The sequence below is a fragment of the Shewanella sp. FDAARGOS_354 genome (assembly GCF_002209245.2).
Classification (GTDB): Bacteria; Pseudomonadota; Gammaproteobacteria; order Enterobacterales; family Shewanellaceae; genus Shewanella; species Shewanella xiamenensis.
On sequence record NZ_CP022089.2, the window covers coordinates 1,324,968 to 1,350,111 of the forward strand.

The following is a 25,144-nucleotide window of genomic DNA, read 5'->3' on the forward strand; positions in this document are numbered from 1 at the left end:
TACAAATCAAAAACAACTAGCAAGATCTATTAAAAACCACCTTGATATGCATCACTGAATTCTTTTCTTTATCGAAGTTAACAATTGGCAATTAGCTGTTTTCTTAGAATGAACAGGTTGACTCTAGTCGACTCATCAATTCAATCTTTAGGAGAGCCTGTGAAAGTCAATCAGACTTTAGTTATTCTTCAAAGATAACCATTCCAATCCCTGCTCTGCAAAGACAAATAATCTATCGCTATAACCTTGAGAGATCACACTGCGGATGATCTCAGGGTCAATATTCAGATAATCATGTACCAGTGCATTACGCAGGCCTATCACTTTACGCCAGCCATTTAATTCATCGGCTGGTTGTGCTCCTCGTTGACACAGGATCTCAAATGCTTGGTAGGCATCCTGCGGACTATGTCCAGCCAGTGCCTTAGCCCAATGTTTTGCAATGCCAATGCAAGCTTCAATAGAGACCTGTAGTGTTCGCTCTGCTGCTCGATATTCGAGATTAGATAAGGAACGCTGACTAAGTAATTGACGTAACTCTCCGAGCTCGGCTTGATACCGGCTAAGGCTTAAACGCAATGACGTGATATAGGCATTATCCGACATAATACAACTATTCCTTTATAGACTTTGGGCTGAATAATCGAGTTCCATTTGCGACATAATGCGGGACTCCTCTTGCATTCTTCGACCTTCATCTCGACTAAAGATAAGTTTATTGGCATTAATGATCCCAAAAGCCAGAGGGATTGGTGCAAGGTTGATATCGACAACGGAAAGCTTTCCTTCGGCTAGCCCCAATGCTCTTTGCCAATCCATAGCAAGCAGTTCAGCTCTAATACGAGTATCAAGCACACTGTCCGCCTTTACCGGATCGAATGCGACGGCTAAATCCCAATCGCTATGCTCGCTAGCATTTCCTTTCGCCTGCGAACCATAAAGCCATAATACCGCCACCTCAGGATGGCTTGCAGCTAAAGCGTTTAGTTGGTGCAAATGCTGGCTCTGCTCGATAGTCATTAGTTTGGCTTTAGGTTAGTCATGATGTAAGTGTACCAACCCTGAGTCGGACTTAACAGGTTAGATTCGTTTGTCACGTCCCCTAACGTTTTGACTCAGGGAGATAATCTCTATTCGGCCTTACAGGTCATGCCCCTAATTTTCTTGAACCAGCTGTTACTGACAAAGAGCCCACTGCTGCAGTGGCAATATGATTGCTCCACCACTCCATTAACTTGGTCCGTCGCTCTAGGTAGGTCGTGCGATTATAGGCACTGCGGATTTGGTTTTTATCAACATGGGCTAACGCTGCCTCAATAACATCACCATCAAAGCCTTGTTCATTTAAGGTTGTGCTCGCCAGTGAGCGTAAACCATGCCCCGTTGTTCTTCCCTTTAATCCCATTCGCCCTAATGCTTTGTTGATGGTTTCAGGATCTGTGTGCTTTTTAGGATCTTTAGATGACGGAAAAACGAATTGGCTTTGTTCACTGATCGGCTTAACAGTTTCGAGTATCGCGAGGGTATGCTCTGTAAGCGGGATAATATGCTCACGATTCATTTTCATGCGTGATTCAGGAATAGTCCAAAGTTTGGCATCAAAATCGATTTCTTCCCAACGCGCTCCTGCCGCTTCATTTGGCCTGGTCATTGTGTGCAATTGCCATTCAATCAAACACCGGGTCGTTAACAATAAATTGGCGTTTGCAATAGTCTGCAGCAACTCAGCTAGCTCTGCTGGTTTTAATGCCTTCAGATGCTCTACTTTGCTTTTTCTAAAAACTTCTCGAATACCTGACAACGGATTGGCGTGAATGTAACCAGAGTTAACTGAAAAGTTCATGATTTCATTCAGCAACTGAGCGGTACGTTTAACCGTTTCAAGATGCCCCTTCTGCTCTAGGGGCTTGAGCGCGGCAATGGCTATGGGAGCCGTGAGTCTGCTAATCGCAATACTCCCCAGTTTAGGGAAGGCATACAGCTCAAGCTTTCGCCAATTGCCTTCGATGGTTTTAGGCTTGATGCTTCCTTGCTTTGAGTCCATCCACATTTGTGCAATATGCTTCAGAGTTTGAGCGTTCTCTGTTGCCGCTTTTAATTTGTTTTCAACTTTAAGTAATTGAGGGTCGATGCCTTCGGCCAAGTTTTTCCGCGCTTCTAGCGCTTTATCTCGCGCCTCAGCTAAGGATACGTCAGGATATGAGCCTAAACCAAAATAGGTGGGTTTGCTGGTGGAGGGACGTATATATCTAAATTCCCACGTTTTCCCTGCAGTGCGCACATAGAGATAGAGATTGCCACCATCTGACAATCGATAGGGCTTTGCTTCCGCTTTAGCATTGAGCACCGCTTTTGCAGTCAGCTTATTTATACTCCTTCCCATTTCTACCCCCTAAAATTAAACCCAAAAGTAATGCTTGATTTTGGCATCATTTTTCACTCGAAAATCAAGCATTACTTATCACTGAATAAATTCAGACAAATCAGGATTTTGCCAAGTTAAATCTGAGCCATAAAATCGAGAAAATCAAGTAAAAAAAGGCATTAAAAAAAGAGTATTTTTGAAGCCAAAAGTAATGCCAAAATTTATCAAATTTCCTTGGCATTACTTTTGGCATTACTAAAAATTTCGGATGCAGTAGGATGTTATTAAATAATATAGGATGGTAAGTTATTGATTTTAATAAAATACAGGTGAGAAAAAAGACGTCCTAGGACGTCTTTAAACTTGAATTTGGCGGTGAGAGAGGGAGTCGAACCCTCGATACGTTTCCGTATACACACTTTCCAGGCGTGCTCCTTCGGCCACTCGGACATCTCACCAGATTGTTGTCATTAGCTTTTACGTATCAATGAACACGGTTAATCGAGTTGAATAGTGCTTAACGTGTAAGCTTTCATCGTTAACGGAGCGGTACTGTACGCAAAAGCCTTTGTATGGTCAAGTAAAAAAGAATCGATTTCAGGCGGTTGCACAATTGCTAGACAAACCGCCCTCGTTCAAGGCGCTAAAATTAACCAATGCACTATTTTACTGTAAATTTATGGACTTCTTTAGACATGAGTTCGGAGTCATAGGTCAATGCTTTAGTCAATTCCCTTAGCTCATCGGAGATACGTTGAGTGTTTAAGTAAATATCGCTGATCTTTAACGCATTACGATTTACATCTTCAGACACTGCGGATTGTTCATGGGTGGCTGTCGCAATTTGCTCATTCATGCGGTTAATGATATCGACTTGTTCAACAATACGTTTAAGTTCGATACCTGCTTGCTCCGCTTCTTGGACGCTGGTATTGGCCTGTGCTAATCCGCGATTCATGGCTTTTACCGCTAAATTAGCGCTGGACTTTAATCTGTCAGTCATATTCTTGATGTCAGACGTCGATGTCTGCGAACGCTGCGCTAAGCTTCTGACCTCATCGGCTACCACTGCAAAACCCCTACCCATCTCACCAGCTCTGGCGGCCTCAATTGCGGCGTTAAGTGCTAACAGATTAGTTTGTTCTGCAATGCTGTTAATTACATCTAATACCACCACAATACCGTGAATTTCTCTATCGAGTTCATTGATGGCTTGTGAGGCACCATTAATATCATCCGCGAGTGCTTTTATTGCTTTGCTGGTTCTGCCAACTTCAAGGTTACCGGTTTTGGCCTCTTGGTTAGCCGAATTTGATGCTTCTGATGCCTGTACTGCATTACTCGCAATTTCGGCAACGGTCGCACTCATTTCGGTCATTGCCGATGCCACTTGCTCAGCCTCACTGTGGCCTGCCATCACATCTTGCTCCATGGCATGGGTGCAAACATCCATTTGTTCAACCGCCTGCTGTAATTTGCTAGCACTGGCACGCACTTGTAAGATAACGTTTTCAAAATCACTCATCATCTCGTTGAAAGCTAAGGCAAGTTCACCAAATTCATCTTGGCTGTTGTGGTTTAACCGAACACTGAGGTCGTAGTGTTTTCGTGCTTGTGTAACCGTAGAATAAAGATGATGAACACTCGTATGTAAATATCGGATCACCGATAAACTGAGCAAAAGTACAATGATCAGCACCAAGCTTAACGTCGCCAACACAAAAAACATTTGTTGATTGGCAGATGCAAGGCGTTCATGGGTGATATTCAAAAGATCAGCTGAAACTTGCTGCTCAAAATCCCGCAAGCTGTCAATCCGAGCTGAAGATTTAGCAAACCAGTCTTCTGGATTTTGTTGTTGAATTTTCTGGTTATCTTGGTCAAATGCAATTTGTCTTAGCGATTCAACGTCTTTGACTTCATTAGAATTTTGAATGCGGTTAATGGCATCAACCAAATTAGGTGTTGCCAATGCAATAAAACGCTCTAAATAGCTATTTTGCTCAGAAACTAGGGTAATAAACTTTGCGTAAACCTTAGGCTTAAACCCTGCTTGTCCAAATGTCGAACTTAATACTGCCCTCTCAATCCCTGCCCGTTCTTTCATTTGTAGGAAGGCACTAAATGCCGCCGCTTTGATGGCAATTTCTTGATTAGCCCCCGTTTTAGCGGTCTCATCAACAATCGCAAGTAGCTCTCGGTTGAGCGCCGTATAATAGGCTACTTCATCGGCAACACTGATTGACAGGCTATCAACCTGCGAGCGAATTGAAGCTAATTTACTGAGTTGAGTATTTAGATCGCGCAGTTTCGGCGCAAACACTGCGGGTAAATTGTGGTTTTCAATAAAAGATTGGAAATATTTGAGCTGAGTATCTGTCAATTGCCTTTGACTGCGTATTTTGCCTGCGAATGCCTTGCCCGCTGAGCCTATAAATCCGGCACTCATGCCCCGTTCTTTTTGCAACTCATGGACAAAGTTACTGTTTGCCACCGCCAATTCGCTTAGCTGCACGACGACTTTCAGCTCTTGACGATATTCATACTTTTCGATGAGAAATAGCGCGCCATATAAAAAACACGCAAATAAAGGGGGCAATACAACCATGAGTAATTTTTGCTTTAAGCTGAGGTTGCCAATCCATTGCCATTTCATAGGGATATCCTTAATCGACTTAGGGCTAAATTGTTAACCTATTATATAGCACAGGATGTTAATGATAACGATAGAATAACGCTAATTTAGAAAATACTAATTATTATAAAAACAAATGGTTGCGACAATACAAGGCTACAACGGCTTTTCGAGATAAGGCTATAAATAAGGCCAAGGGAGAAAATTTCGTGTGATAAAAACAAATGAAAACTGCAACCGCAACAGCGGGAGGAAATGGCCTCCCGCATTCCGATTTTTAGCTAAAAAGTTGTGGGAATAAGCCTTTAATCCCAGCGGCAATGACTTCGATACCAATCGAGAGCATTAATAATCCCATAAGACGGGTAATCACGTTAATTCCTGTTTTACCTAGAATTTTATAGATAATAGATGCCATTCGAAACAGGCCAAAACTCACCAAACCAAAAATAATCACGGTAATAAACATCGCAATAAAATTGGATAATGAATTATGCTCCGCGGCAAACACAATCACCGAGCTAATCGCCCCAGGACCAGCCATTAACGGCAAGGCTAACGGCACAACCGCCACGGACTCCATAGCCGAAGATTCGCGGTCTTCCTCTTGGTTACGTTTTACTTCGCCCAATTTACCCTGCAACATCGACATCGCAATAATCGCGATCAGCGTGCCGCCGGCAATCCTGAAAGCCGAAAGTGAAATGCTAAACATATTCAAAATATGTTGTCCCGCGACTATGGTCACCAACAGGATCACCACCACCGCAAAGTTAGCCACTTTACCCGTATGGTTACGCTCGGCTTCAGTTTGATGGCTGGTTAAGCTCACAAACACTGGCAACAAACCAATAGGGTTGATAATGGCAACCAGGCCAAGAAAAAATTTAACGTAAAGTGTTAACTCCAAGTGACTATCCTTATTGAGCGTGTCACGCCAATTTCATCAAACTAAACTTAAGGGCAAGTATAGTAGCTTAAGCACAGATGACTGAAAAATGAGATTTTTGAGGTTAAATCACAAGTTTGAGTAATATCTGTTTACTGTACTCGGCTTATTTTAGACAAAAAAGACACATAAGATCGCAACTGACGTATTTTTATTACATAAAAACCCTAAATTGACCGCAAGATCACACTTTAGCTTAGGCTTTAGGTGTAATTTTTCACCATAAAGAAGAGTTAGCGAATCGTGCATTCCCTAAATCTTTTTAGGAGTCTTAATCATGACAGTAACCAACACCCAAGAACTGGATCTCATGGTCGAGCGCGTCGCCAAAGCGCAAGCCGAATATGCCAGTTACAGTCAAGCCCAAGTCGATGCGATTTTCCGCGCCGCCGCACTCGCCGCCGCCGATGCACGCATATCACTTGCGAAAATGGCCGCCGCCGAAACCCGAATGGGGGTGATTGAAGACAAAGTGATTAAAAACCACTTTGCCTCAGAGTACATTTATAACAAGTACAAGGATGAAAAAACCTGCGGAATTTTGTCCGAGGACCCCACCTTCGGCACCATCACTATCGCCGAGCCCGTGGGCATTATCTGTGGGATTGTCCCCACCACCAATCCCACCTCCACCGCCATTTTCAAAGCATTAATTAGTCTTAAAACCCGTAATGCGATTATTTTCTCCCCTCACCCAAGGGCAAAAGTCTCGACCACCACAGCGGCTAAACTGGTGTTAGATGCCGCCATTGCTGCAGGCGCGCCCAAGGACATTATCGGTTGGATTGATGAGCCCAGTGTGGCGCTCTCAAACCAGTTAATGACGCACCCCAAAGTGAATCTTATCCTCGCTACGGGCGGCCCTGGCATGGTGAAAGCCGCCTATTCTTCAGGCAAACCCGCCATTGGCGTAGGCGCAGGTAATACCCCAATTGTGATTGATGAAACCGCCGATATAAAACGTGCGGTTAGCTCGATTCTGATGTCTAAAACCTTCGATAACGGTGTGGTGTGTGCCTCAGAGCAAGCGGTGATTGTGGTCGATAGCATCTACGAGCAAGTCAAAGAGCGCTTTGCCACCCATGGTGGTTATCTCTTAAATGCGGCGCAAACCGCTGCGATGCAACAAGTCATTCTTAAAAATGGCGGCTTAAATGCCGATATCGTCGGCCAAAGCGCCGCGACCATAGCGCAAATGGCGGGCATTGATGTCCCCCACACCACTAAGGTCTTGATTGGTGAAGTCACCGATATCACTGAGGCAGAAGCCTTTGCCCACGAAAAACTCTCTCCTTTACTTGGCATGTACCGCGCAGCCGATTTTAATGACGCCGTCGATAAGGCTGAAGCTTTGGTCGCCTTAGGCGGGATTGGCCACACATCAGGCTTATATACCGACCAAGATACCCAAACCGAGCGGGTGAAAACCTTTGGTTTTAGAATGAAAACCGCGCGAATTCTAATCAACACTCCAGCCTCACAAGGCGGAATTGGCGACCTGTACAACTTTAAACTCGCCCCCTCACTCACCTTAGGTTGTGGCTCTTGGGGCGGAAACTCGATTTCCGAAAACGTCGGCCCAAGCCATTTAATCAATAAAAAAACCGTCGCTAAGAGGGCTGAAAACATGCTGTGGCACAAGCTTCCTTCGTCTATCTACTTCCGCCGCGGCAGCTTACCTATTGCGCTTGAAGAATTGAGTGATAAAAAACGCGCGCTGATAGTGACCGACAGATTCCTGTTTAACCAAGGTTATTGCGACGAAACCTTAAAGATTTTAAAAGCCCAAGGTCTTGAAACCGAAGTGTTTTACGAAGTGGAAGCCGACCCCACACTGGCCACAGTGCGCCAAGGTGCCAAAGTGGCCAATAGCTTTAAACCCGATGTGATTATTGCCTTAGGCGGTGGCTCGCCCATGGATGCAGCCAAGATTATTTGGGTGATGTACGAGCATCCCGATGTCGACTTTGCCGATTTAGCCCTGCGTTTTATGGATATCCGTAAACGTATCTATAAATTCCCTAAAATGGGCGTCAAAGCGACTATGGTGGCGATCCCGACCACTTCCGGCACTGGCTCTGAGGTCACACCTTTTGCCGTGGTGACCGATGAACAAACCGGTAAAAAATACCCCATCGCCGACTATCAACTCACCCCAAACATGGCGATTGTTGACCCAAATCTGGTGATGGATATGCCGAAATCCTTAACCGCTTTCGGCGGAATTGATGCGATCACCCACGCTCTCGAAGCCTATGTCAGTGTAATGGCGAATGAATACAGCGATGGTCAAGCTCTGCAAGCTCTTGACCTACTGTGCAAATATCTGCCCGATGCTTATCAGCTCGGCGCCGCATCCCCCATCGCCCGTGAAAAAGTCCACAATGGCGCGACTATAGCTGGTATCGCCTTTGCCAACGCTTTCCTTGGGATCTGTCACTCTATGGCCCATAAACTGGGCGCCGAGTTTCACTTAGCCCATGGGCTGGCCAATGCGCTACTCATTAGTAACGTGATCCGCTTTAATGCGACCGACTTACCCACTAAGCAAGCCGCATTCAGCCAATACGACAGACCCAAAGCCCTCTGTCGCTACGCGGCCATTGCCGATCATTTAGCCTTAGGTGGAAACTCAGATGCGGAAAAAGTCGAGAAATTGCTGGAAAAAATCGAGCAACTCAAGAAGACGCTGGGCATTCCAGCATCTATCCAAGAAGCGGGAGTCAACGAAGCCGACTTCCTCGCCAAAGTAGATATGATTGCCGAGGATGCCTTCGATGACCAATGTACTGGCGCTAACCCTCGTTATCCGCTAATTAGCGAGCTAAAACAGCTACTACTCGACAGCTACTATGGCCGTCCCTTCACCGAGCAATAGTGCTTAGTGGATATAGCGTTTAGGGAACAAGAAAAACGTTAAATGCAAAAGCCCTCGTTTGAGGGCTTTTATCGTTTTAACTTAAGCAAAATCAATTGATGACACAGTACACAACGTTACGATTGACTTGCTAGCTTGATATCAAATAAGTAACAAACTCAATTAATTCAGTGCTAACACATAGTCGATGGCACTGGTAATCGCCGCAACTTGAGCTAAATTGCACTCAGCAGGCGTGGCCGATGGGCTGTCGGGATACACTTCCGTGGTGGTGTTATAAATACACCCCGTCACACTGCTGCATAAACCTAGCGCTTTCAATGGGTAATTGATCACCCCGTGTTGTACTACTGTCGAGCCGATAATCTCGCCCTTGTCATCGGCAGGCGCGATGTGAGTCACTTTGCTCACGCCATCGATAATCGACTTTTGGAACGCATCCTGCGGATTTTCGGTATCGCCTACAGCATAAAAACCATCAGGTATAGTGCCAGGGATAAAGTCTTTGCCGTCACGCGCGGCCAAGGCTGGACGAAATTCATCCTCATCCGAGTCGGTGGTTTCATGTAAATCCACATGCACATCAAAACCTTGTGGAACGCTTGCCACCAGTGCCATCAGTGCTGCCGACTCTTCTGCTGGGCTATTAGCATAAAACGAGCGGTTTGGATCGATAGCTTTCGGGTTCCAGCGATTAATAGTCTCATAACCCCAAGGGCTTACACACACTGCCACCACTAAGTTTACCCGCTCAGCATAGTGAGCCGCGTTGTTAGCCAAAAAAGCCAAGGCGCCATGCACGCCACTGGTTTCGTAGCCGTGTACGCCCCCTGTGACTAATACCGTTATCTTTTTCGGATCAAAGCTTGCTGATTTGACCGCAAATAAAGGGTAACGCGCTGGATCAATCGATAAAGCGCCATATTGCACTACATTCAGCCCTAATGCGGCCAGTTGTGACTCTATCGCTTTTAGTGGCGTGACAACATTGTCTTGGTAAGAACGCTTAATTTGCGTGCTAGCAAACCATGCGGCCTTTTCGGCATCGCCCCATTTTTCACCGACTGTCCCGATTGGGTAAAAACTCACATTCGCCATAGGTTCTCTTCTTCTGATTTTATGTTTTGGTCTTATGGTTAAAGATTGTTATAGCTCAAAGCACGAGTTGCATCGGAATATCGCGGATCCCACCACGCTCACGAATATCACTTTGCGCAATAAAGCCAAAGCGCTGATAGACAGGCAGCGCATTCACCGCCGAGTTAACGGTAAATGTGCCGGGATTCCCCTTCGCAAGACACTCAGCTTTAGCATGCTCCCACAGCTGACGCGACAGGCCTTGCCCCTTGGCAATATCCGCCACAAATAGATGATAAAGATGACTGTTATCCTTCATCCCCACCACACCGACAAGTTCGCCAGCCTCATTCATTGCAACATGATATTGATAACCCAAGGCAAAATAATGAGCCACCGACTCAACCGACATGGCGTTGACTAAGGTTTCAGCGCCCATATTAGTGCAAGTGGGAGCGATATAAACCTGTGTAAGCTGAGTGATTAACGCGCTTATCGCTTCAATATCTGTTGTACTCGCCGCTCTGATCAGCATCTTTATTCCTTAACTGAGTGTGTTTAACTACGCATTCAACTGGAGACAATTAAAAAGCCAGAACAGGGTTCTGGCTTTGGCAACAAGTTAATGGGACTTAGTACACTGCGAATTTAAGTCCATCATCCTCGATTACTTTTTCGTCCAGCTGTCCATCCAACGGAACACATTCGCGTACCATTGTTCTAGATTTTCTGGCTTTAAGATCCAATGGTTTTCATCAGGGAAAATCAGCAATTCAGATGGAATCCCCTTACGCTGCATAAAGCTAAATGCTGCTAATCCTTGACCATAAGGCACACGGAAATCCTTCTCGCCATGGATAACCAGCATTGGCGTCTTCCAGTTTTCGACATAGTTAACGGGGTTGAACTGCTCATATAACGCTTTGTTATCCTGATAAGTGCCGCCAAACTCATGCTCTGGGAACCAGACTTCTTCGGTCACATAGTACATGGAGCGCATATCGAACAGACCCGCGTGGTTAACGAGGCACTTAAAGCCATCGTTCCAGTTACCTTGGATCCAGTTCATCATGTAGCCGCCGTAAGAGCCACCTAAGGCACAGGCATTTTGTGGATCGAGCCATTTTTGTTGTTGGCTCACCGCAGCCAGACCTTTTTGTAAGTCTTCTAATGGCTTACCGCCCCAATCTTGGCTGATAGAATCGGTAAAGGCTTGGCCGTAACCAGTTGAACCGTGGAAGTCCACCATCACAACGCCGTAACCCGCACCGGCCCATAACTGGGCGTTCCAACGGCCACTGAAACCGTTACCAAATGAACCTTGCGGACCGCCGTGGACTAGGTATGCAATCGGATACTTTTTGCCTTCTTGGTAGTTGGCAGGTTTGATCCAGTAGCCGTAAACATCTTCGTTGTTCCAACCCTTAAAGCTAAATTGTTGGAATTCACCGAATTTAATTTCGGCCAGTTTGTCTTTGTTGACTTCGGTTAGACGTTTCAGGCCTTGACCGTCGGTGTTGATGCGATACAGATCGCCCGGCTCAACTAAGGTTTTGCTGTCGAAAATCAGTTGATCATCGGCGATCGCAATCAGGCTATTACTGCCGTCGCTATAGACAGACTGCACATCACCAAATTGAGTATTCACTTTAAAAATAGACACTTGCCCGATATCCTGCGCCGTCACATACAGAGTGCGGTTGTCCGGTGCAAACATCAGCGAGCTTGGGCTTCTGTCCCACAGCGGTGCGACTTCCTTCGACTGTCCGGTGCTAGTATCACGCAGCATAATGCGATAACGGTCAGCTTCGAAGCCAGGTTTAGTCATCGCGAGGTACGCCATATAACGACCATCGCTTGAGAATGTTGGCTGGGCGTCCCAAGCGATGTTATCCGCGGTTAAGTTAGTGGCTTTACCACCGTTCACACTCACCTGCCACAAATCGTAGTTGGTAGTCCAAGCTTGATCTTTACTTGGCGCCTTGGCGCTGTACACCACATATTGGCCATCTGGGGTGAAAGTCACTTCTTCCATGCCTGAGAACGGTTTAGGCGGCGTTTCGGTGTCTAAGCCTTGAGTGATATCAACCACTTTAGTCAGCTTTTCACCGTTGAGGGCGCCGACAAATAAGTGGTTACGGGCATGGTCTTCCCACGTATCCCAGTGACGTACCATCAACTGCTTGTATTCACGGCCCGTCGATTTACGCTCTTCTTCAGCCTTAAACTTGTCTTTTGAGCACGCTAAGTCTTTACACTCTGGAAAGACACGCATACTAAGCACGATTTGCTTGCCATCGTTTGACAGTTTGTAACCATCGATATCCAGTGGCAGATCAGAAACTTGCTGCGCTTCACCGCCGGTTAATGGCAGTTGGAACAGTTGGCTTGACCCACTGCGGCTGGCGAGGAAATAAATCGATTTGTCATCGTTTGCGAAGCTGACATCGTGCTCTGTACCCGCAGCGGAGGTGAGCTGCAGCGGTTTCGCGTCTGCTTGCATCAGATCGAGAAGATATAAATCCGAGCTTGCCTCTCCCTTGTCATTAACGGTTTTCAGGCCGTAGACCAGTTTTGTACCGTCGTGAGATACCACGGCTGAATGCAATTTGTTGAGTTTAACCAGCTGTTGCACAGTAAAAGGCTTAGGATCGGCCGCGTGGGCAGAGCAGGCCAAACCTGCTGCGCCAAGCGCCAATAGGAGAGGAGCTATTTTCATTGTTATATCCATCTTTTGTTAAACACATTCGGTAGTTGTACCGAATGAACGGTCAAAACGAACATCAATCGTCTCTATGAAGATAAGTTTGCCACACTAACGAAACAAAAACGCTCAAGCAAGCCAAAAGGCGTACTTGAGCGGATTTTTTTGTGACAAATTGTCAGTCAATCGCGAATGGTCTGATTGAGTAACACTCGCCTCGCTATCTTGCTCAAATCCCGCTTAAAAAAACGACACTTTTGCAAGGATGACATTCGCTTACGCTTTGGCGTTAGCAATATTGACTTTCCAAATCGCTGGCCCCGTTTCATGGGCATTCACGCCGTTTGAGTCAACCGCTACAGTCACAGGCATATCTTCAACGTCGAACTCGTAAATCGCTTCCATACCTAAATCGGCAAAAGCCACAACGCGGGATTTCTTAATGGCTTTTGACACTAAGTAAGCCGCGCCGCCAACGGCCATCAGGTAAACAGCTTTGTGTTTCTTGATAGATTCAACGGTCGCAGGACCACGCTCAGCCTTACCAATCATGCCCATCAGGCCAGTTTTTTCTAGCATCAGATCGGTGAATTTGTCCATACGGGTCGCAGTTGTAGGTCCTGCAGGACCGACAACTTCATTACCGACGGGGTCAACTGGGCCAACGTAGTAGATAAACTTGCCAGTAAAGTCGACGCCTTCAGGTAAACCTTCGCCGCTTTCAATCAGGCTTTGGATACGCTTATGGGCAGCGTCACGTCCGGTCAGCATTTTACCGCTTAACAGAATGGTTTCACCGCTCTTCCACTGCTCAATATCCGCTTGTGTGACAGTGTCTAAGTTAACACGGCGCACATCGCTGCCCACTTCGCGGGTGATTTCTGGCCAGTCGCTCAGCGATGGTGGAGTAAGATCAGCAGGACCAGTTCCATCCAAATGGAAGTGAACGTGGCGCGTTGCCGCGCAGTTCGGGATCATCACCACAGGTTTGGATGCTGCATGAGTAGGTGCTGATTTGATTTTCACGTCTAACACTGTGGTTAACCCGCCAAGGCCCTGCGCACCAATACCGAGATTGTTAGCACGTTCGAAAATGTCTAAACGCAGTTTTTCTTCGGTAGTTTGTGCACCGCGCGCCATTAACTCATGGATATCCACGCTTTCCATCAGCGCTTCTTTCGCCAGCACGGCCGCTTTTTCAGCGGTGCCGCCAATACCGATGCCGAGCATACCTGGAGGACACCAGCCCGCGCCCATCGTTGGCAGCGTTTTTTCAACCCAAGCAGCGATATCGTCAGATGGGTTTAACATCACCATCTTGGCTTTGTTTTCACTGCCGCCGCCTTTGGCGGCGATAGCGACTTCAACATGATTACCGGGCACCATATCGATATGCACCACAGATGGGGTGTTATCTTTGGTGTTTTTACGGCTGCCCGCAGGATCAGCCACAATCGATGCACGCAGTGGGTTATCTGGATTGGTATAAGCACGACGCACACCTTCATCGACCATTTGCTGCACGGTCATATCGGTTTTGTCCCACTTAACCCCCATACCAATCTTAACGAAGGTAGTCACGATACCCGTGTCTTGGCACAGTGGACGTTTGCCTTCGGCAGACATACGCGAGTTAATCAAAATTTGCGCAATCGCATCCTTCGCCGCCGCACTTTGCTCACGCTCATAAGCTTCGCTCATGGCATCGACAAAATCTTTGGGATGGTAATAGGAGATGTATTGCAGGGCATCGGCCACACTTTCAATGAAGTCGGCTTGTTTAATCACTACATTTTCAGACGTTTCATGGTGAGATGACATAGTAGGTGCGCTCCAGCAGCCTTTAGGGCCTTACTTGTTTTTTGTGTAATTCTTTCTGGGCCAATATGATACTCTTTCCCATCTTTTTGGGCTACATCACATTTTTAGATAGGGTTAATAGATGGCAAATAGGGCGGCATTACCGCTGGCAGTACGCCAACTTGACTGGACATTCAGCACTGCAGCAATCTTCGAACACTTTGCAGCCGAGCCTTGGGCCATCTTGCTCGACTCGGCCAATGCGGCCCATCAGGACGCTAAATTCGATATGATTTGCGCAGGCCCCATCGCCACCCTGATCACCCAAGGCGAGCAGACTGACATTCAAGTTCATCAGCCTGAATTAACCAAACCGACTCACCTCAGCCCGCAGGATGACCCTTTTTCGCTGATCAAACAGCTGCTGCGCTATTGGTATCCACAATCCTTTGCCTGCGATTTGCCCTTCAGTGGTGGCGCTATGGGCAGTTTTAGTTATGATTTAGGCCGCCGAATTGAGCAGCTCCCCAGCACAGCGGCTAAGGATATTCACCTCGGCGAGATGAATATTGGCTTTTACGACTGGGCACTGATTTTTGATTATCAGCAGCAAAGCTGGTTTATGGTGCACTATTTAGGCGATGCCGCCCTCGATACTCAATTGAACATAATTGAAGCAAAAATAGCCAACACCACAAAACAGACTGAGTTTAGTCTCACAAGCCCTTGGTCGGCGCAACTCACCAAAGCCCAGTACACCTCAAAATTTAATCAAGTACAGGCATATCTACAAAGCGGTGATTGCTATCAAATTAATTTAACTCAGCGATTTGAAGCTGAGTATCAAGGCGATGAATGGCTCGCCTACTGCAAACTGCGCAGTGCCAATCAGGCGCCCTTCTCTGCCTTTATGCGGCTTGAGGCCAACGCGATTTTATCGATTTCGCCTGAGCGTTTTATTCAGCTGCGCGGGGATGATATTCAAACCAAACCGATTAAAGGCACCTTGCCGCGTCATACCGATCCAGAGCGGGATAAACAGGTGGCACAAACACTCGCCAACTCCCCTAAAGATCGCGCCGAAAACGTGATGATTGTGGATTTGCTACGTAATGATATCGGCAAAGTAGCGGCGCCCGGGTCAGTGCAAGTACCACACTTATTTGCCATAGAAAGTTTTCCGGCTGTGCACCATTTAGTGAGTACCGTCACCGCTAAACTCGATCCACAATACCACGCCAGTGACTTACTGCGGGCAGCCTTTCCCGGCGGTTCAATTACCGGCGCCCCCAAAATTCGCGCCATGGAAATTATTGAAGAACTGGAACCCTCACGCCGCAGTCTGTATTGTGGTTCAATAGGCTATATCAGCCAAGATGGGCAAATGGATACGAGCATTACCATCCGCACTATTGTTGCCGAGCGCGGCAAGCTCTATTGTTGGGCTGGCGGAGGGATCGTCGCCGACTCCAATGTCGATGCCGAATATCAAGAAAGCTTCGATAAAGTCAGTCGAATCTTACCCTTGTTAGATAGCCCTCAATAATCGACAGGAATGAGTGGGAAACCTATGGATCAAACGGAATTTAGACTCAGATTCAATCTACACCCATTAGCTAAGCAAGATCCGGCGGCGCTCCCTCACCAAGGACTGCGAAAAGCGGCGGTGTTAATTCCCTTGCAGGAAATCCAAGGCGAGCTCAATCTGATTTTAACCCAAAGACCCATGCATCTTCGGGCGCACCCAGGGCAAATCAGTTTTCCGGGAGGAAAGATTGAACCCAGTGATCCAAGTGCGATTATGGCGGCATTACGAGAAGCCGAAGAGGAAATTGGTCTTTGCCGAGAAAATGTGGATGTGATAGGTACTTTCCCTGCCCACAATACCTTTACTGGGTTTGAAATTACCCCAGTGGTCGGGATCATCAAGCAAGATTTTACCTTAAGACTCGATCCAGGCGAGGTTGCCGATTGTTTTACCGTGCCTTTAAGTTTTTTTATCGAACCAAGCCATCGGCATCGTAACGCATTCTTACGCAAAGGCCGTTATTACAGCGTACACTTTATCCCGTATCAACAGCGTTTTATCTGGGGAGCGACAGCAGCGATCATCGATCACCTCTGTCGGCATGTGAGTCTGCCCGAGGAGATGCTGTAAAGCCGGATTGCTCTTTTGGATAATTTAAATCACAAAATGTACATATAAGCCCGCCACTAACGACGTTAACAGCAGCAAGGGAATATTAAACCAATAACCCAGTTTACTGTGGTGGGCAACATAGTAGTTAAACGCCAGACTTATCAGACTTATCGCACCACAGCCCCAGATGATATATTGCAGTAATTCGGTTTCACTTGGGTCCCAATAGTGCCTGAAGGTTTCACCGCGACTCAAGTAGGACCCGACCTCTCGTTCGGGGCGAGCCTCGCCAAACACCATCAGCGCGTACACTGCCAATGTCCAACCCAAAATAGATAATGTCGCGAGGATGAGCTGGAATATTTTAACTTTTCTCATATCGCCTCCAAACGTTTAACGCACGATAACCAAACAACCTAAAGATGTCGGATTGTGGTTGATTGGGTATATATTGCTTAATAGCGGTAATATTCACCTCAGGATACCTTTTTCAGCTTGAGAAAAGCCACCAGCAAGGTAATATAAACCTCCAAAATTTTCATATAAAACGTTTCGTTGGAGAACTAAGCAACAATGAGTATTGCATCAGTCGCTTCTGTATTTAAAGGTGAGCACGCAGTCGGTTCTACAGTCACCGTACGTGGATGGGTAAGAACTCGTCGTGACTCTAAAGCTGGCATCTCTTTTTTGGCAGTCTATGACGGCTCCTGCTTCAATCCTATTCAAGGTGTCGTGCCAAATAGCTTAGAAAATTACGACAACGAAGTGTTAAAGCTAACCGCTGGCTGCTCGGTGATCGTAACCGGTGAGATTGTTGAATCTCCAGGCGCGGGCCAAGCCTATGAGCTGCAAGTGACTCAAGTTGAAGTGACTGGCTGGGTTGAAGATCCAGACACTTATCCAATGGCGGCTAAACGTCATTCTATTGAGCATTTACGCGAATTGGCGCACTTACGCCCACGTACCAACATCATTGGTGCCGTTGCTCGCGTACGTAACTGTTTATCTCAAGCCATTCACCGTTTCTACCACGAAAATGGCTTCGTGTGGGTATCTACACCGCTGATCACCGCATCTGACTGTGAAGGCGCGGGTGAAATGTTCCGTGTATCCACACTGGATATGGAAAACCTGCCACGCACCAGTGATGGCAAAGTAGACTACGACAAAGATTTCTTCGGTAAAGAGGCTTTCTTAACCGTATCGGGCCAATTAAACGGCGAAACCTACGCCTGCGCCCTGTCAAAAATCTATACCTTTGGCCCGACTTTCCGTGCTGAAAACTCAAACACTAGCCGTCACTTAGCGGAATTCTGGATGGTTGAGCCCGAAGTGGCTTTCGCCACCTTAAGCGATATCGCCAGTCTCGCTGAAGGCATGCTGAAATACGCCTTCAACGCGGTATTAGCTGAGCGTATGGACGATTTGCAATTCTTCGCCCAACACGTGGATAAAACCGTAATTGAGCGTCTGCAATCCTTCGTCTCGAGCGATTTCGCCCAAGTGGATTACACCGATGCAGTAGATATTCTGCAAAAATGTGGCCGTGAGTTCGAATTCCCAGTGTCTTGGGGTATCGACTTATCCTCTGAGCACGAGCGTTATCTGGCCGAAGAGCACTTTAAAGCCCCAGTGGTTGTGAAGAACTATCCAAAAGATATCAAAGCCTTCTACATGCGCCTTAACGAAGACGGTAAAACCGTTGCTGCGATGGACGTGTTAGCCCCTGGCATCGGTGAAATCATCGGAGGTTCGCAACGTGAAGAGCGTTTAGACGTGCTGGATATGCGTTTAGAGGAAATGGATCTGAACAAAGAGGATTACTGGTGGTACCGCGATCTTCGTCGTTATGGCACAGTGCCACACGCAGGTTTTGGTCTAGGCTTTGAGCGTTTAGTGTCTTACGTCACTGGCGTATCGAACATCCGTGACGTGATCCCATTCCCACGTGCACCACGTACCGCGAACTTCTAATATCGTTTCTTAGAAAGTTGTCCTTAAAACGCGCTAACAGCGCGTTTTTTATTGCTGTCAAACTGCGCTAAAATTCATCACTCAATCAAACAGCTTAGCCAGAGTCCTTGCGCTTTAGGGGCGAAGAAATCTAAGATGGCAGCGGCTAATACAGTGTCGTTATTTTCTGAATAGTCCAGTTGCATGTTAGTGGCGTAGTTGCACGAAGCAACTCAACAGCATTTTGCTCAATCGAGGAATCATAATGTCAAAGATCAATTTACTTTTGCTGTGCGGCGGTGGAAGTGCGGAACACGATATTTCCCTACTGTCGGCTAATTATTTTGAAACCTCGTTAGCAAAATCAGAACAGTTCAATGTACTACGTGTGGTACTGGATAAATTTGGCCAATACCAAACCGCCGTAGGCGATAACTGCGAGCTGACCAATAACCGTGAGATCCGCTTTCGTGACGAGAGCAAAGCCCCTTGGCCCGTGGATTATGTGATCCCTTGTATTCACGGTTACCCAGGTGAGACGGGTGATATTCAATCTTACTTTAATCTTATTCAACTGCCCTACTTTGGCTGCGAATCCGAAGCGAGCAGTAACTGCTTTAACAAGATCACCGCCAAAATGTGGTTCAGCGCCTTAGGCATTCCCAACACGCCTTATATCTTTTTAAATCAATACGATGATGAAGCTATTGCTCAAACTCAAGCGGCACTTGAAAATTGGGGGTCAATTTTCGTAAAGGCTGCGTCTCAGGGCTCATCGGTCGGTTGCTATAAGGTGGATGAGGCTAGCAAAGTGAGCGAAGTACTCAAAGATGCCTTTGGTTATGCGCCCTACGTGATTGTTGAAAAAACCATTAAAGCCCGTGAACTTGAAGTCGCAGTTTACGAATATCAAGGTGAAGTGATCGCCACCCTACCCGGCGAAATCATCTGCGATAGCAATACCTTCTACACCTTCGATGAAAAGTACGCGAAAAACAGTAAGGCCCGAACCGATGTCGTCGCGCAAAATGTACCGACTGAAATCAGCGATCAGATCCGAGCCTATGCGATTAAAGCCTTTAAAGGCATGAAGTTACGTCACCTGTCCCGTATCGACTTTTTCTTAACCGCGGACAATGAAATCCTGCTGAACGAAATCAATACCTTCCCAGGTTCGACGCCCATTTCGATGTTCCCTAAGATGCTGCAAAATCATGGGCATGATTTCACCCAATACTTAAGTTTAGTGATTAACAGCCAGTTAGCGGCAAAGTAACCACCTTAATCAGAGAAAGGTTTAGTCACAATAAGAGCGCCAATGGCGCTCTTATTGTTTGAGATGATACATAGTGATGATGATCAACGCGGCGACATGGCCGCTTGTTTCGCCAGTAATTCAAAAAATGCTGCCTTGGGCATGGGTTTATAAAATAGATAACCCTGAATTTCTTGAATATGGTTATCCATCATTACCTTAAGCTGTTCTTGAGTTTCAACCCCTTCCGCGGTGACTCGCAGATTAAGTGCATGACTTAAGCGTACTATCGCTTCAATCAAGGCAAGATGTCGCTCACCTTCCGAGAGCCTATCAATAAAGCTCTTGTCGATCTTAATTTGATCAATAGGGAAATTCGCTAAATAAGACAACGAAGAATAACCCGTGCCAAAATCATCGAGGGAAATGTTAATACCTCGACCACGTAACTCATTAAGCACTTGAATTAAATGAGTATGTTTTTTCATTAACAGGGATTCGGTGATCTCCAAGGTGATCAACTCATAGGGAAAATCCTCTACCCCTAAACCTTCAATAATATCGGCGAACGAATCACAAAACTCATCCTGCAACTCATGAGACCAAAATTCAAAGGTCGACACGTTAATCGCTAAACTCATCGGCCAACCGAGCGCTTGCATTTCAATAATGGTTTGCATCACCGCTTGGCGTACACAACGGCCAATATTGACAATTAAACCACTGTTTTCAGCAATGGGGATAAACTCATCGGGGGAAATAAACTGTCCTTCATGCTGCCAGCGCAGTAGCACCTCAGCACGCACAATGAGCCCCGTTGTCGCATCGACTATCGGTTGAAAGTACAACTCGAAAGCTTTTTGCTCTAATGCTTGCTTAAGTAGCGTGTGTAAATTAGCAATACGCTCTGCATTTTGTTGCATTTGTTCGGTAAAAAAATGATATCTATTACGGCCATTCGCCTTAGAGATATACATCGCTTGGTCAGCGCAGTTTAACAGTTGCTCTAAATCGAGGGCATCTTCAGGGAATCGCGCAATACCAATACTCACAGAGCTATAAACGCCTTTATCGAGGGATAATTCATAACGTCGATAAACTTGCTTATTGATCTTATCAGCGAGTTGCGACAGTTCTCTTTGAGTCACAACCCCTGGCAGTAGGATGGCGAACTCATCACCACCTAAGCGTGCAAACACCGCCTGCTCGTTCAAACAAGTTTTAACCTGTTCCACCATCTGCACTAAGAGGACATCGCCTTTGTCGTGACCGTAGGTATCGTTTACTTGTTTAAAGTTATCCAAATCCATCAACATAAAGCTAAAGCCAGGCGTTAGGCTATCGGCACAAATAAGCTCTTGGATTTGTCTAAATAAAGCATTGCGATTTGCAAGCCCAGTTAATGAATCATTATTGGCTTGATATTTAATAAGTTGAGCGGCCTTTTTACGTTCGCTGACATCGGAAAAAAGCCAAGCAAAGCCGTTTTCGCTACTATGGGATTCACGAAAAACCGTGACGGTTAAATCGAGATAAAAAGTCTCGCCATTATTACGTTGCCCAATCAGTTCTCCCTGCCACATTTTCCCCTCAGCAAGATGCTTAAACAGTGAAGCGATTTCGTGAGGTTCGGAGGGGGAAAAAATTTGCTCAGGATTAAAATCTTGAATATTATCAATTTGTGGCCAAACCATTTGTTTAAACGCATCGTTGGCATAAAGAACGGAATGCTTTGCGTTAGTGATCACCAGCGCAAGTGGTAAGCGATCAAATATTTTCACTGCAAGCCGCTGGAATTCCAATGAACGACTCCGCTCTATTGCTAGACTCGCTAACCTTGCCGCTTCAGCAATTAAGGTCAAATCCGCAGCCGTTGGGGCTTTAATCGCTTTGTAATACATTGCAAAGGTGCCAAGCACCTTGCCTTGAGAATCTTTGATGGGTTCAGACCAACATGCCCTTAGCCCGTGCACAAGTGCATAGGATTTATACAAGGCCCAATAAGGATGATGTTCGATATCCTCAACAATCACCCTTTCCCCCGTATAGGCCGCGGTACCACAGGAACCGGCCTCAGGGCCAATTTCGACGCCATGGATAGCTTGATTATAACTATCAGGTAAATGGGGCGCGGCCCCCATGAGCACTCTTTTACCGTCCTCACTGAGCAATAAGACCGAGGCGTGGGTGCCAAGGCGTTGATCTTCAATTTTTAACACTAAGGCATGGAGAATTTCTGCCAATGGCGCACCATTGAGCAGCATTGAAAGAATACCGTTGTAACACTCGAGGCTAACGTTTTGATTAAACGGGGCACTTAACTCACCAACCGCACCTACAACCTGCATTCCTTCGTCCATAGTACCCTTGTCAGTTAGCGTGTAAGTTAACGACATTACTAAGGTCGATTAACCTTTGTAAATTAGAAGTGAATTTTAGGAGTATAAACAAGCTAAAGCAACCTTTCGATGTGTAACCAAAGGTTGCTTTAGTCTAAGGAATATTGACGTTAAAGGGTTATTTTTGCCGCAATTGGGTTGCAAGTCCCTACACTAAAAGTCTTTTAAAACCACTCGACCTCCCATAAGAACAACCATACATCACAGCGCATTTCGCGAGCATGCTCTAGCAAGGGCACACTTCATGTAATCTCGAAGCGTCAACCCTCTAGGAAATTAGGCGAATATACTGCGGTTTATTCTTGAATGCGTTCAAGCTTTGCGAGATAAAAACCATCAAAACCAGTATCGGCTGGACTGATCGTTTCATCCTCGAGTAAACGGAAATTGGGATTTTCAGCTAAAAAGGCATCCACTTGACCGCGGTTTTCGCAGGGGAAAATCGAGCAAGTCGCGTACACCACAATGCCACCGACCTTCACCATGCGACTGTAACTGCTGAGAATATGCTTTTGCAGTTCCATCAACACAGGTAAACGTTCAGCGGTATCACGCCATTTGGCGTCGGGATTACGCTTTAATACCCCAAGGCCAGAACAGGGCACATCGAGCAGGACGCGATCGGCGCTAAGTTTTAAGCGTTTAATGGTTTTAGAACCGACAATTAACCGTGTTTCAATATTGTGGGCACCATTACGACGGGCGCGCTCTTTCAGATTGTCGAGTTTCCATTGCTCCACATCCATCGCTAACAAACGCCCTTTACCTTGCATTTGTGCAGCAATATGCAAGGTTTTTCCGCCAGCACCAGCGCAGGCATCAATCACTCGCATACCCGGTTTGGCATCGAGCGCAGCGGCTACCCGTTGTGAGCCCGCATCTTGCTGCTCAAATAAGCCATCTTTAAAGCTATTAGTACGAAACAGTGCCGAATCCGATGTCACTTCAAGGGCAGAATCAACGCTTTCGACCGCTTGAGTTGAGACAAATTCGGCCGCTAATTTTTGCGTTAATTCATCACGGGTGACTTTTAAACCATTAACCCGCAGGAAACGTTTAGGTGGCGTGCTTAAGGCCGCGCGCTCTTTTTCCCACGAAGCCCCCAACTGCTCATGTCCCATGGTATCTAACCATTCCGGGCAACCGTCCCAAAGTACGGGGTTAGTTTTAGCCTGTTCAATACGCGCGGCTAAATCATCAGTATCCACTGGCAGTGAGTACTGCATTTTAGGCAGTTCCAGCGCGTGAAATAAGTGCCACACATTAAGTAGCTTTGAGCCTAAACGCGCCATTTCTTCCGGCTTGATGTCGGCTAAGAAACAGTAAAGATTTAAGCGGCGTAGAATATCGCCCGTTACAGTCGCGATCCGCGCCTGCTCGGCGGGTACTAACTTTAATCCTGAAAAATGCTGAGAATAAGCCCGGTCTAAGGGTTTTCCTTCGCTTAGCACCATAGCTAAGATATTGATCACTAATTCATTCGAGCTGGCAGAAAGCGGAGAATTCAACATTTACAGGTCACCGTGAGTAATAAAACCGAGGGATCATAGGAGGTCAGGCACGAATACGCAAGTAAACAGATGCTCAGTTGCTATTAAGCACCGCAAAAGCCCAATAAAAAAGCGATCACAGGGATCGCTTTCATAAAACACTCAAATGCTCTTACATTTTGGAGCCCCGAGCACCATAGAATAGAATAAAACCATAGCACACCACAGGCAGAATAAATGCCAGTTGGATGCCTAAGTTATCGGCTAACACGCCCTGCAATAATGGCACAATCGCACCGCCCACAATGGCCAAACAGAGGATACCGCTGCCCTGAGAAGTATGGGGACCTAAATCTCGCAGTGCTAAGCTGAAAATGGTCGGAAACATGATTGAGTTAAATAATCCCACGCCCAAAATCGCCCACATGGCAATGCTGCCACTGGTTGTCATGGCCACCAACACTAACAATGCCGCCATAAAGGCATTGAATGCAAGCACTGTGCCTGCGGGGATTTTTTGCATCACAGCCGAGCCAATAAAACGTCCGACCATCGCGCCGCCCCAGTAATAGGCGATGTAATGGGCCGCTTGTTCTTCTGGCATACCGACTATGTGTGATTCACCAAGGAAGTTGACTAAGAAGCTACCGATAGAAACCTCAGCGCCCACATAGACAAAAATCCCCACTGCGCCCAGCACTAAATGCGTGCTTTGTAGTGCGCTGGTTTTACCTAAATGGGTTTGAACCCCACCAGTTGTTTCAGTATGTTCACGGATCACTGGCAAATCTAACTTAGCAAAAATGATGGCAAGTACGGCAAGAGCTGCGGCGAGCAACAAGTAAGGCAGTTTAACGACTTCCGCCTCGGCATTGGCTTGCGCTAATTCAGAAGACGCCGTTGCCGCCACCGATAAAATCAAAATAGACCCAAAAAACGGCGCAACTGTGGTGCCAAGTGAGTTAAAAGCTTGTGTCAGGTTTAAACGGCTCGATGCAGTTTCTGCGCTACCAAGGGCGTTGACATAGGGGTTGGCTGCCACCTGTAAAATGGTGATGCCTGAGGCAAGCACAAAAAGTGCGCCGAGAAATAAACCGTAGGTTGCAAGGGATGCGGCAGGGTAAAACAAGCCACAGCCGATACTGGCAATCACTAAGCCTGTGACAATCCCTTTTTGGTAGCCAAGTCGTTTAACAAGTTGACCTGCGGGAATAGATACCAAGAAATAAGCCCCAAAGAAACAAAACTGGATCAACATCGCTTGGGTGTAATTGAGTGAAAACACCGCCTTAAGATGGGGGATCAGGATATCGTTCAAACAAGTGATAAAGCCCCACATAAAAAACAGTGAGGTCAATGAGACTAACGCAAAACGATAATTACCGTTTCCCGCCTCGCTCACGCTGCTCGTGTGGCTGCTGGTGTTAATAGATGACGCCATAGTTGTGCTCTCTAATCATGTTTTTATTATCTAAAGGGTATGTCCCTTAGGCGTTTAC

Annotated in this window: 18 protein-coding genes and 1 tRNA gene; 5 read left to right on the plus strand and 14 right to left on the minus strand. The window is 46.5% G+C overall.

Features of this window, described 5'->3' with window-relative positions; genetic code table 11:
- Positions 1-177: 177 nt before the first annotated feature.
- From hepT to CEQ32_RS06060, 6 genes are all read right to left on the minus strand, one after another.
- Entirely contained in the window at positions 178-606 is a 429-nt protein-coding gene (gene hepT / locus CEQ32_RS23045) for a type VII toxin-antitoxin system HepT family RNase toxin (protein ID WP_028760129.1), read from the minus strand.
- Between the two features lie 15 nt (positions 607-621).
- Entirely contained in the window at positions 622-1,020 is a 399-nt protein-coding gene (mntA, locus tag CEQ32_RS23050; protein ID WP_028760130.1) for a type VII toxin-antitoxin system MntA family adenylyltransferase antitoxin, read from the minus strand.
- A gap of 127 nt (positions 1,021-1,147) precedes the next feature.
- Positions 1,148-2,383, minus strand: a complete 1,236-nt coding sequence (locus CEQ32_RS06045; RefSeq protein WP_069455092.1) for a tyrosine-type recombinase/integrase — start codon at positions 2,381-2,383, stop codon at positions 1,148-1,150.
- 352 nt (positions 2,384-2,735) lie between these two features.
- Positions 2,736-2,823, minus strand: a tRNA-Ser gene (locus tag CEQ32_RS06050).
- A gap of 203 nt (positions 2,824-3,026) precedes the next feature.
- The gene (locus tag CEQ32_RS06055) at positions 3,027-5,021 is read right to left on the minus strand and encodes a methyl-accepting chemotaxis protein (protein ID WP_088585696.1); all 1,995 of its coding nucleotides are present in this window, start codon (positions 5,019-5,021) and stop codon (positions 3,027-3,029) included.
- 256 nt (positions 5,022-5,277) lie between these two features.
- Positions 5,278-5,910, minus strand: coding sequence for a YchE family NAAT transporter (locus tag CEQ32_RS06060; protein WP_011072194.1), 633 nt, complete (start codon positions 5,908-5,910; stop codon positions 5,278-5,280).
- A 316-nt stretch (positions 5,911-6,226) separates the two neighbouring features.
- Between CEQ32_RS06060 and adhE the strand changes: the two genes are divergently transcribed.
- The gene (gene adhE, locus CEQ32_RS06065; RefSeq protein ID WP_088585697.1) at positions 6,227-8,827 is read left to right on the plus strand and encodes a bifunctional acetaldehyde-CoA/alcohol dehydrogenase; all 2,601 of its coding nucleotides are present in this window, start codon (positions 6,227-6,229) and stop codon (positions 8,825-8,827) included.
- A gap of 162 nt (positions 8,828-8,989) precedes the next feature.
- Here the strand turns inward: adhE and CEQ32_RS06070 are convergent, their stop codons facing one another.
- The 4 genes from CEQ32_RS06070 to CEQ32_RS06085 form a co-directional block, all read right to left on the minus strand.
- Positions 8,990-9,925, minus strand: a complete 936-nt coding sequence (locus CEQ32_RS06070) for a M14 family metallocarboxypeptidase (protein WP_037425214.1) — start codon at positions 9,923-9,925, stop codon at positions 8,990-8,992.
- A 55-nt stretch (positions 9,926-9,980) separates the two neighbouring features.
- Positions 9,981-10,439: a GNAT family N-acetyltransferase gene (locus tag CEQ32_RS06075; protein ID WP_037425217.1), complete on the minus strand. Its 459-nt coding sequence runs from the start codon at positions 10,437-10,439 to the stop codon at positions 9,981-9,983.
- Positions 10,440-10,571: 132 nt separating this feature from the next.
- Positions 10,572-12,623 carry an alpha/beta hydrolase family protein gene (locus tag CEQ32_RS06080; protein WP_181159828.1) on the minus strand — a complete coding sequence of 684 codons (2,052 nt, stop codon included), beginning with the start codon at positions 12,621-12,623 and terminating at the stop codon, positions 10,572-10,574.
- 261 nt (positions 12,624-12,884) lie between these two features.
- The gene (locus CEQ32_RS06085; protein ID WP_037425222.1) at positions 12,885-14,429 is read right to left on the minus strand and encodes a fumarate hydratase; all 1,545 of its coding nucleotides are present in this window, start codon (positions 14,427-14,429) and stop codon (positions 12,885-12,887) included.
- Positions 14,430-14,550: 121 nt separating this feature from the next.
- On the opposite strand from CEQ32_RS06085, the gene pabB reads away from it, so the two are divergent.
- Positions 14,551-15,954, plus strand: a complete 1,404-nt coding sequence (pabB, locus tag CEQ32_RS06090) for an aminodeoxychorismate synthase component I (protein WP_088585699.1) — start codon at positions 14,551-14,553, stop codon at positions 15,952-15,954.
- A gap of 24 nt (positions 15,955-15,978) precedes the next feature.
- Positions 15,979-16,566 carry a CoA pyrophosphatase gene (locus tag CEQ32_RS06095; protein WP_088585700.1) on the plus strand — a complete coding sequence of 196 codons (588 nt, stop codon included), beginning with the start codon at positions 15,979-15,981 and terminating at the stop codon, positions 16,564-16,566.
- 24 nt (positions 16,567-16,590) lie between these two features.
- On the opposite strand, the gene CEQ32_RS06100 is transcribed toward CEQ32_RS06095, so the two are convergent.
- Positions 16,591-16,926, minus strand: coding sequence for a hypothetical protein (locus CEQ32_RS06100; protein WP_037418216.1), 336 nt, complete (start codon positions 16,924-16,926; stop codon positions 16,591-16,593).
- 195 nt (positions 16,927-17,121) lie between these two features.
- Here CEQ32_RS06100 and asnS point away from each other — a divergent pair, with 195 nt between their 5' ends.
- On the plus strand, positions 17,122-18,522 hold the full coding sequence (gene asnS / locus CEQ32_RS06105; RefSeq protein WP_037418214.1) for an asparagine--tRNA ligase: 1,401 nt from the start codon (positions 17,122-17,124) through the stop codon (positions 18,520-18,522).
- 244 nt (positions 18,523-18,766) lie between these two features.
- Entirely contained in the window at positions 18,767-19,777 is a 1,011-nt protein-coding gene (locus CEQ32_RS06110; protein ID WP_088585701.1) for a D-alanine--D-alanine ligase, read from the plus strand.
- A gap of 83 nt (positions 19,778-19,860) precedes the next feature.
- On the opposite strand, the gene CEQ32_RS06115 is transcribed toward CEQ32_RS06110, so the two are convergent.
- From CEQ32_RS06115 to CEQ32_RS06125, 3 genes are all read right to left on the minus strand, one after another.
- Positions 19,861-22,116, minus strand: a complete 2,256-nt coding sequence (locus CEQ32_RS06115; RefSeq protein ID WP_088585702.1) for an EAL domain-containing protein — start codon at positions 22,114-22,116, stop codon at positions 19,861-19,863.
- 335 nt (positions 22,117-22,451) lie between these two features.
- Positions 22,452-23,666, minus strand: a complete 1,215-nt coding sequence (locus CEQ32_RS06120) for an RsmB/NOP family class I SAM-dependent RNA methyltransferase (RefSeq protein WP_037418205.1) — start codon at positions 23,664-23,666, stop codon at positions 22,452-22,454.
- A gap of 151 nt (positions 23,667-23,817) precedes the next feature.
- Positions 23,818-25,086 (minus strand): sugar MFS transporter, encoded by a 1,269-nt coding sequence (locus tag CEQ32_RS06125; protein WP_088585703.1) that lies wholly within the window; start codon positions 25,084-25,086, stop codon positions 23,818-23,820.
- Positions 25,087-25,144: the final 58 nt, after the last annotated feature.

Bases quoted from the DNA above. Each gene is read 5' to 3' on its own strand.
- hepT (WP_028760129.1), bottom strand. From the start codon at position 606: ATGTCGGATAATGCCTATATCACGTCATTGCGTTTAAGCCTTAGCCGG.
- mntA (WP_028760130.1), bottom strand. From the start codon at position 1,020: ATGACTATCGAGCAGAGCCAGCATTTGCACCAACTAAACGCTTTAGCT.
- CEQ32_RS06045 (WP_069455092.1), bottom strand. From the start codon at position 2,383: ATGGGAAGGAGTATAAATAAGCTGACTGCAAAAGCGGTGCTCAATGCT.
- CEQ32_RS06055 (WP_088585696.1), bottom strand. From the start codon at position 5,021: ATGAAATGGCAATGGATTGGCAACCTCAGCTTAAAGCAAAAATTACTC.
- adhE (WP_088585697.1), top strand. From the start codon at position 6,227: ATGACAGTAACCAACACCCAAGAACTGGATCTCATGGTCGAGCGCGTC.
- CEQ32_RS06070 (WP_037425214.1), bottom strand. From the start codon at position 9,925: ATGGCGAATGTGAGTTTTTACCCAATCGGGACAGTCGGTGAAAAATGG.
- CEQ32_RS06075 (WP_037425217.1), bottom strand. From the start codon at position 10,439: ATGCTGATCAGAGCGGCGAGTACAACAGATATTGAAGCGATAAGCGCG.
- CEQ32_RS06080 (WP_181159828.1), bottom strand. From the start codon at position 12,623: ATGAAAATAGCTCCTCTCCTATTGGCGCTTGGCGCAGCAGGTTTGGCC.
- CEQ32_RS06085 (WP_037425222.1), bottom strand. From the start codon at position 14,429: ATGTCATCTCACCATGAAACGTCTGAAAATGTAGTGATTAAACAAGCC.
- pabB (WP_088585699.1), top strand. From the start codon at position 14,551: ATGGCAAATAGGGCGGCATTACCGCTGGCAGTACGCCAACTTGACTGG.
- CEQ32_RS06095 (WP_088585700.1), top strand. From the start codon at position 15,979: ATGGATCAAACGGAATTTAGACTCAGATTCAATCTACACCCATTAGCT.
- CEQ32_RS06100 (WP_037418216.1), bottom strand. From the start codon at position 16,926: ATGAGAAAAGTTAAAATATTCCAGCTCATCCTCGCGACATTATCTATT.
- asnS (WP_037418214.1), top strand. From the start codon at position 17,122: ATGAGTATTGCATCAGTCGCTTCTGTATTTAAAGGTGAGCACGCAGTC.
- CEQ32_RS06110 (WP_088585701.1), top strand. From the start codon at position 18,767: ATGTCAAAGATCAATTTACTTTTGCTGTGCGGCGGTGGAAGTGCGGAA.
- CEQ32_RS06115 (WP_088585702.1), bottom strand. From the start codon at position 22,116: ATGGACGAAGGAATGCAGGTTGTAGGTGCGGTTGGTGAGTTAAGTGCC.
- CEQ32_RS06120 (WP_037418205.1), bottom strand. From the start codon at position 23,666: ATGTTGAATTCTCCGCTTTCTGCCAGCTCGAATGAATTAGTGATCAAT.
- CEQ32_RS06125 (WP_088585703.1), bottom strand. From the start codon at position 25,086: ATGGCGTCATCTATTAACACCAGCAGCCACACGAGCAGCGTGAGCGAG.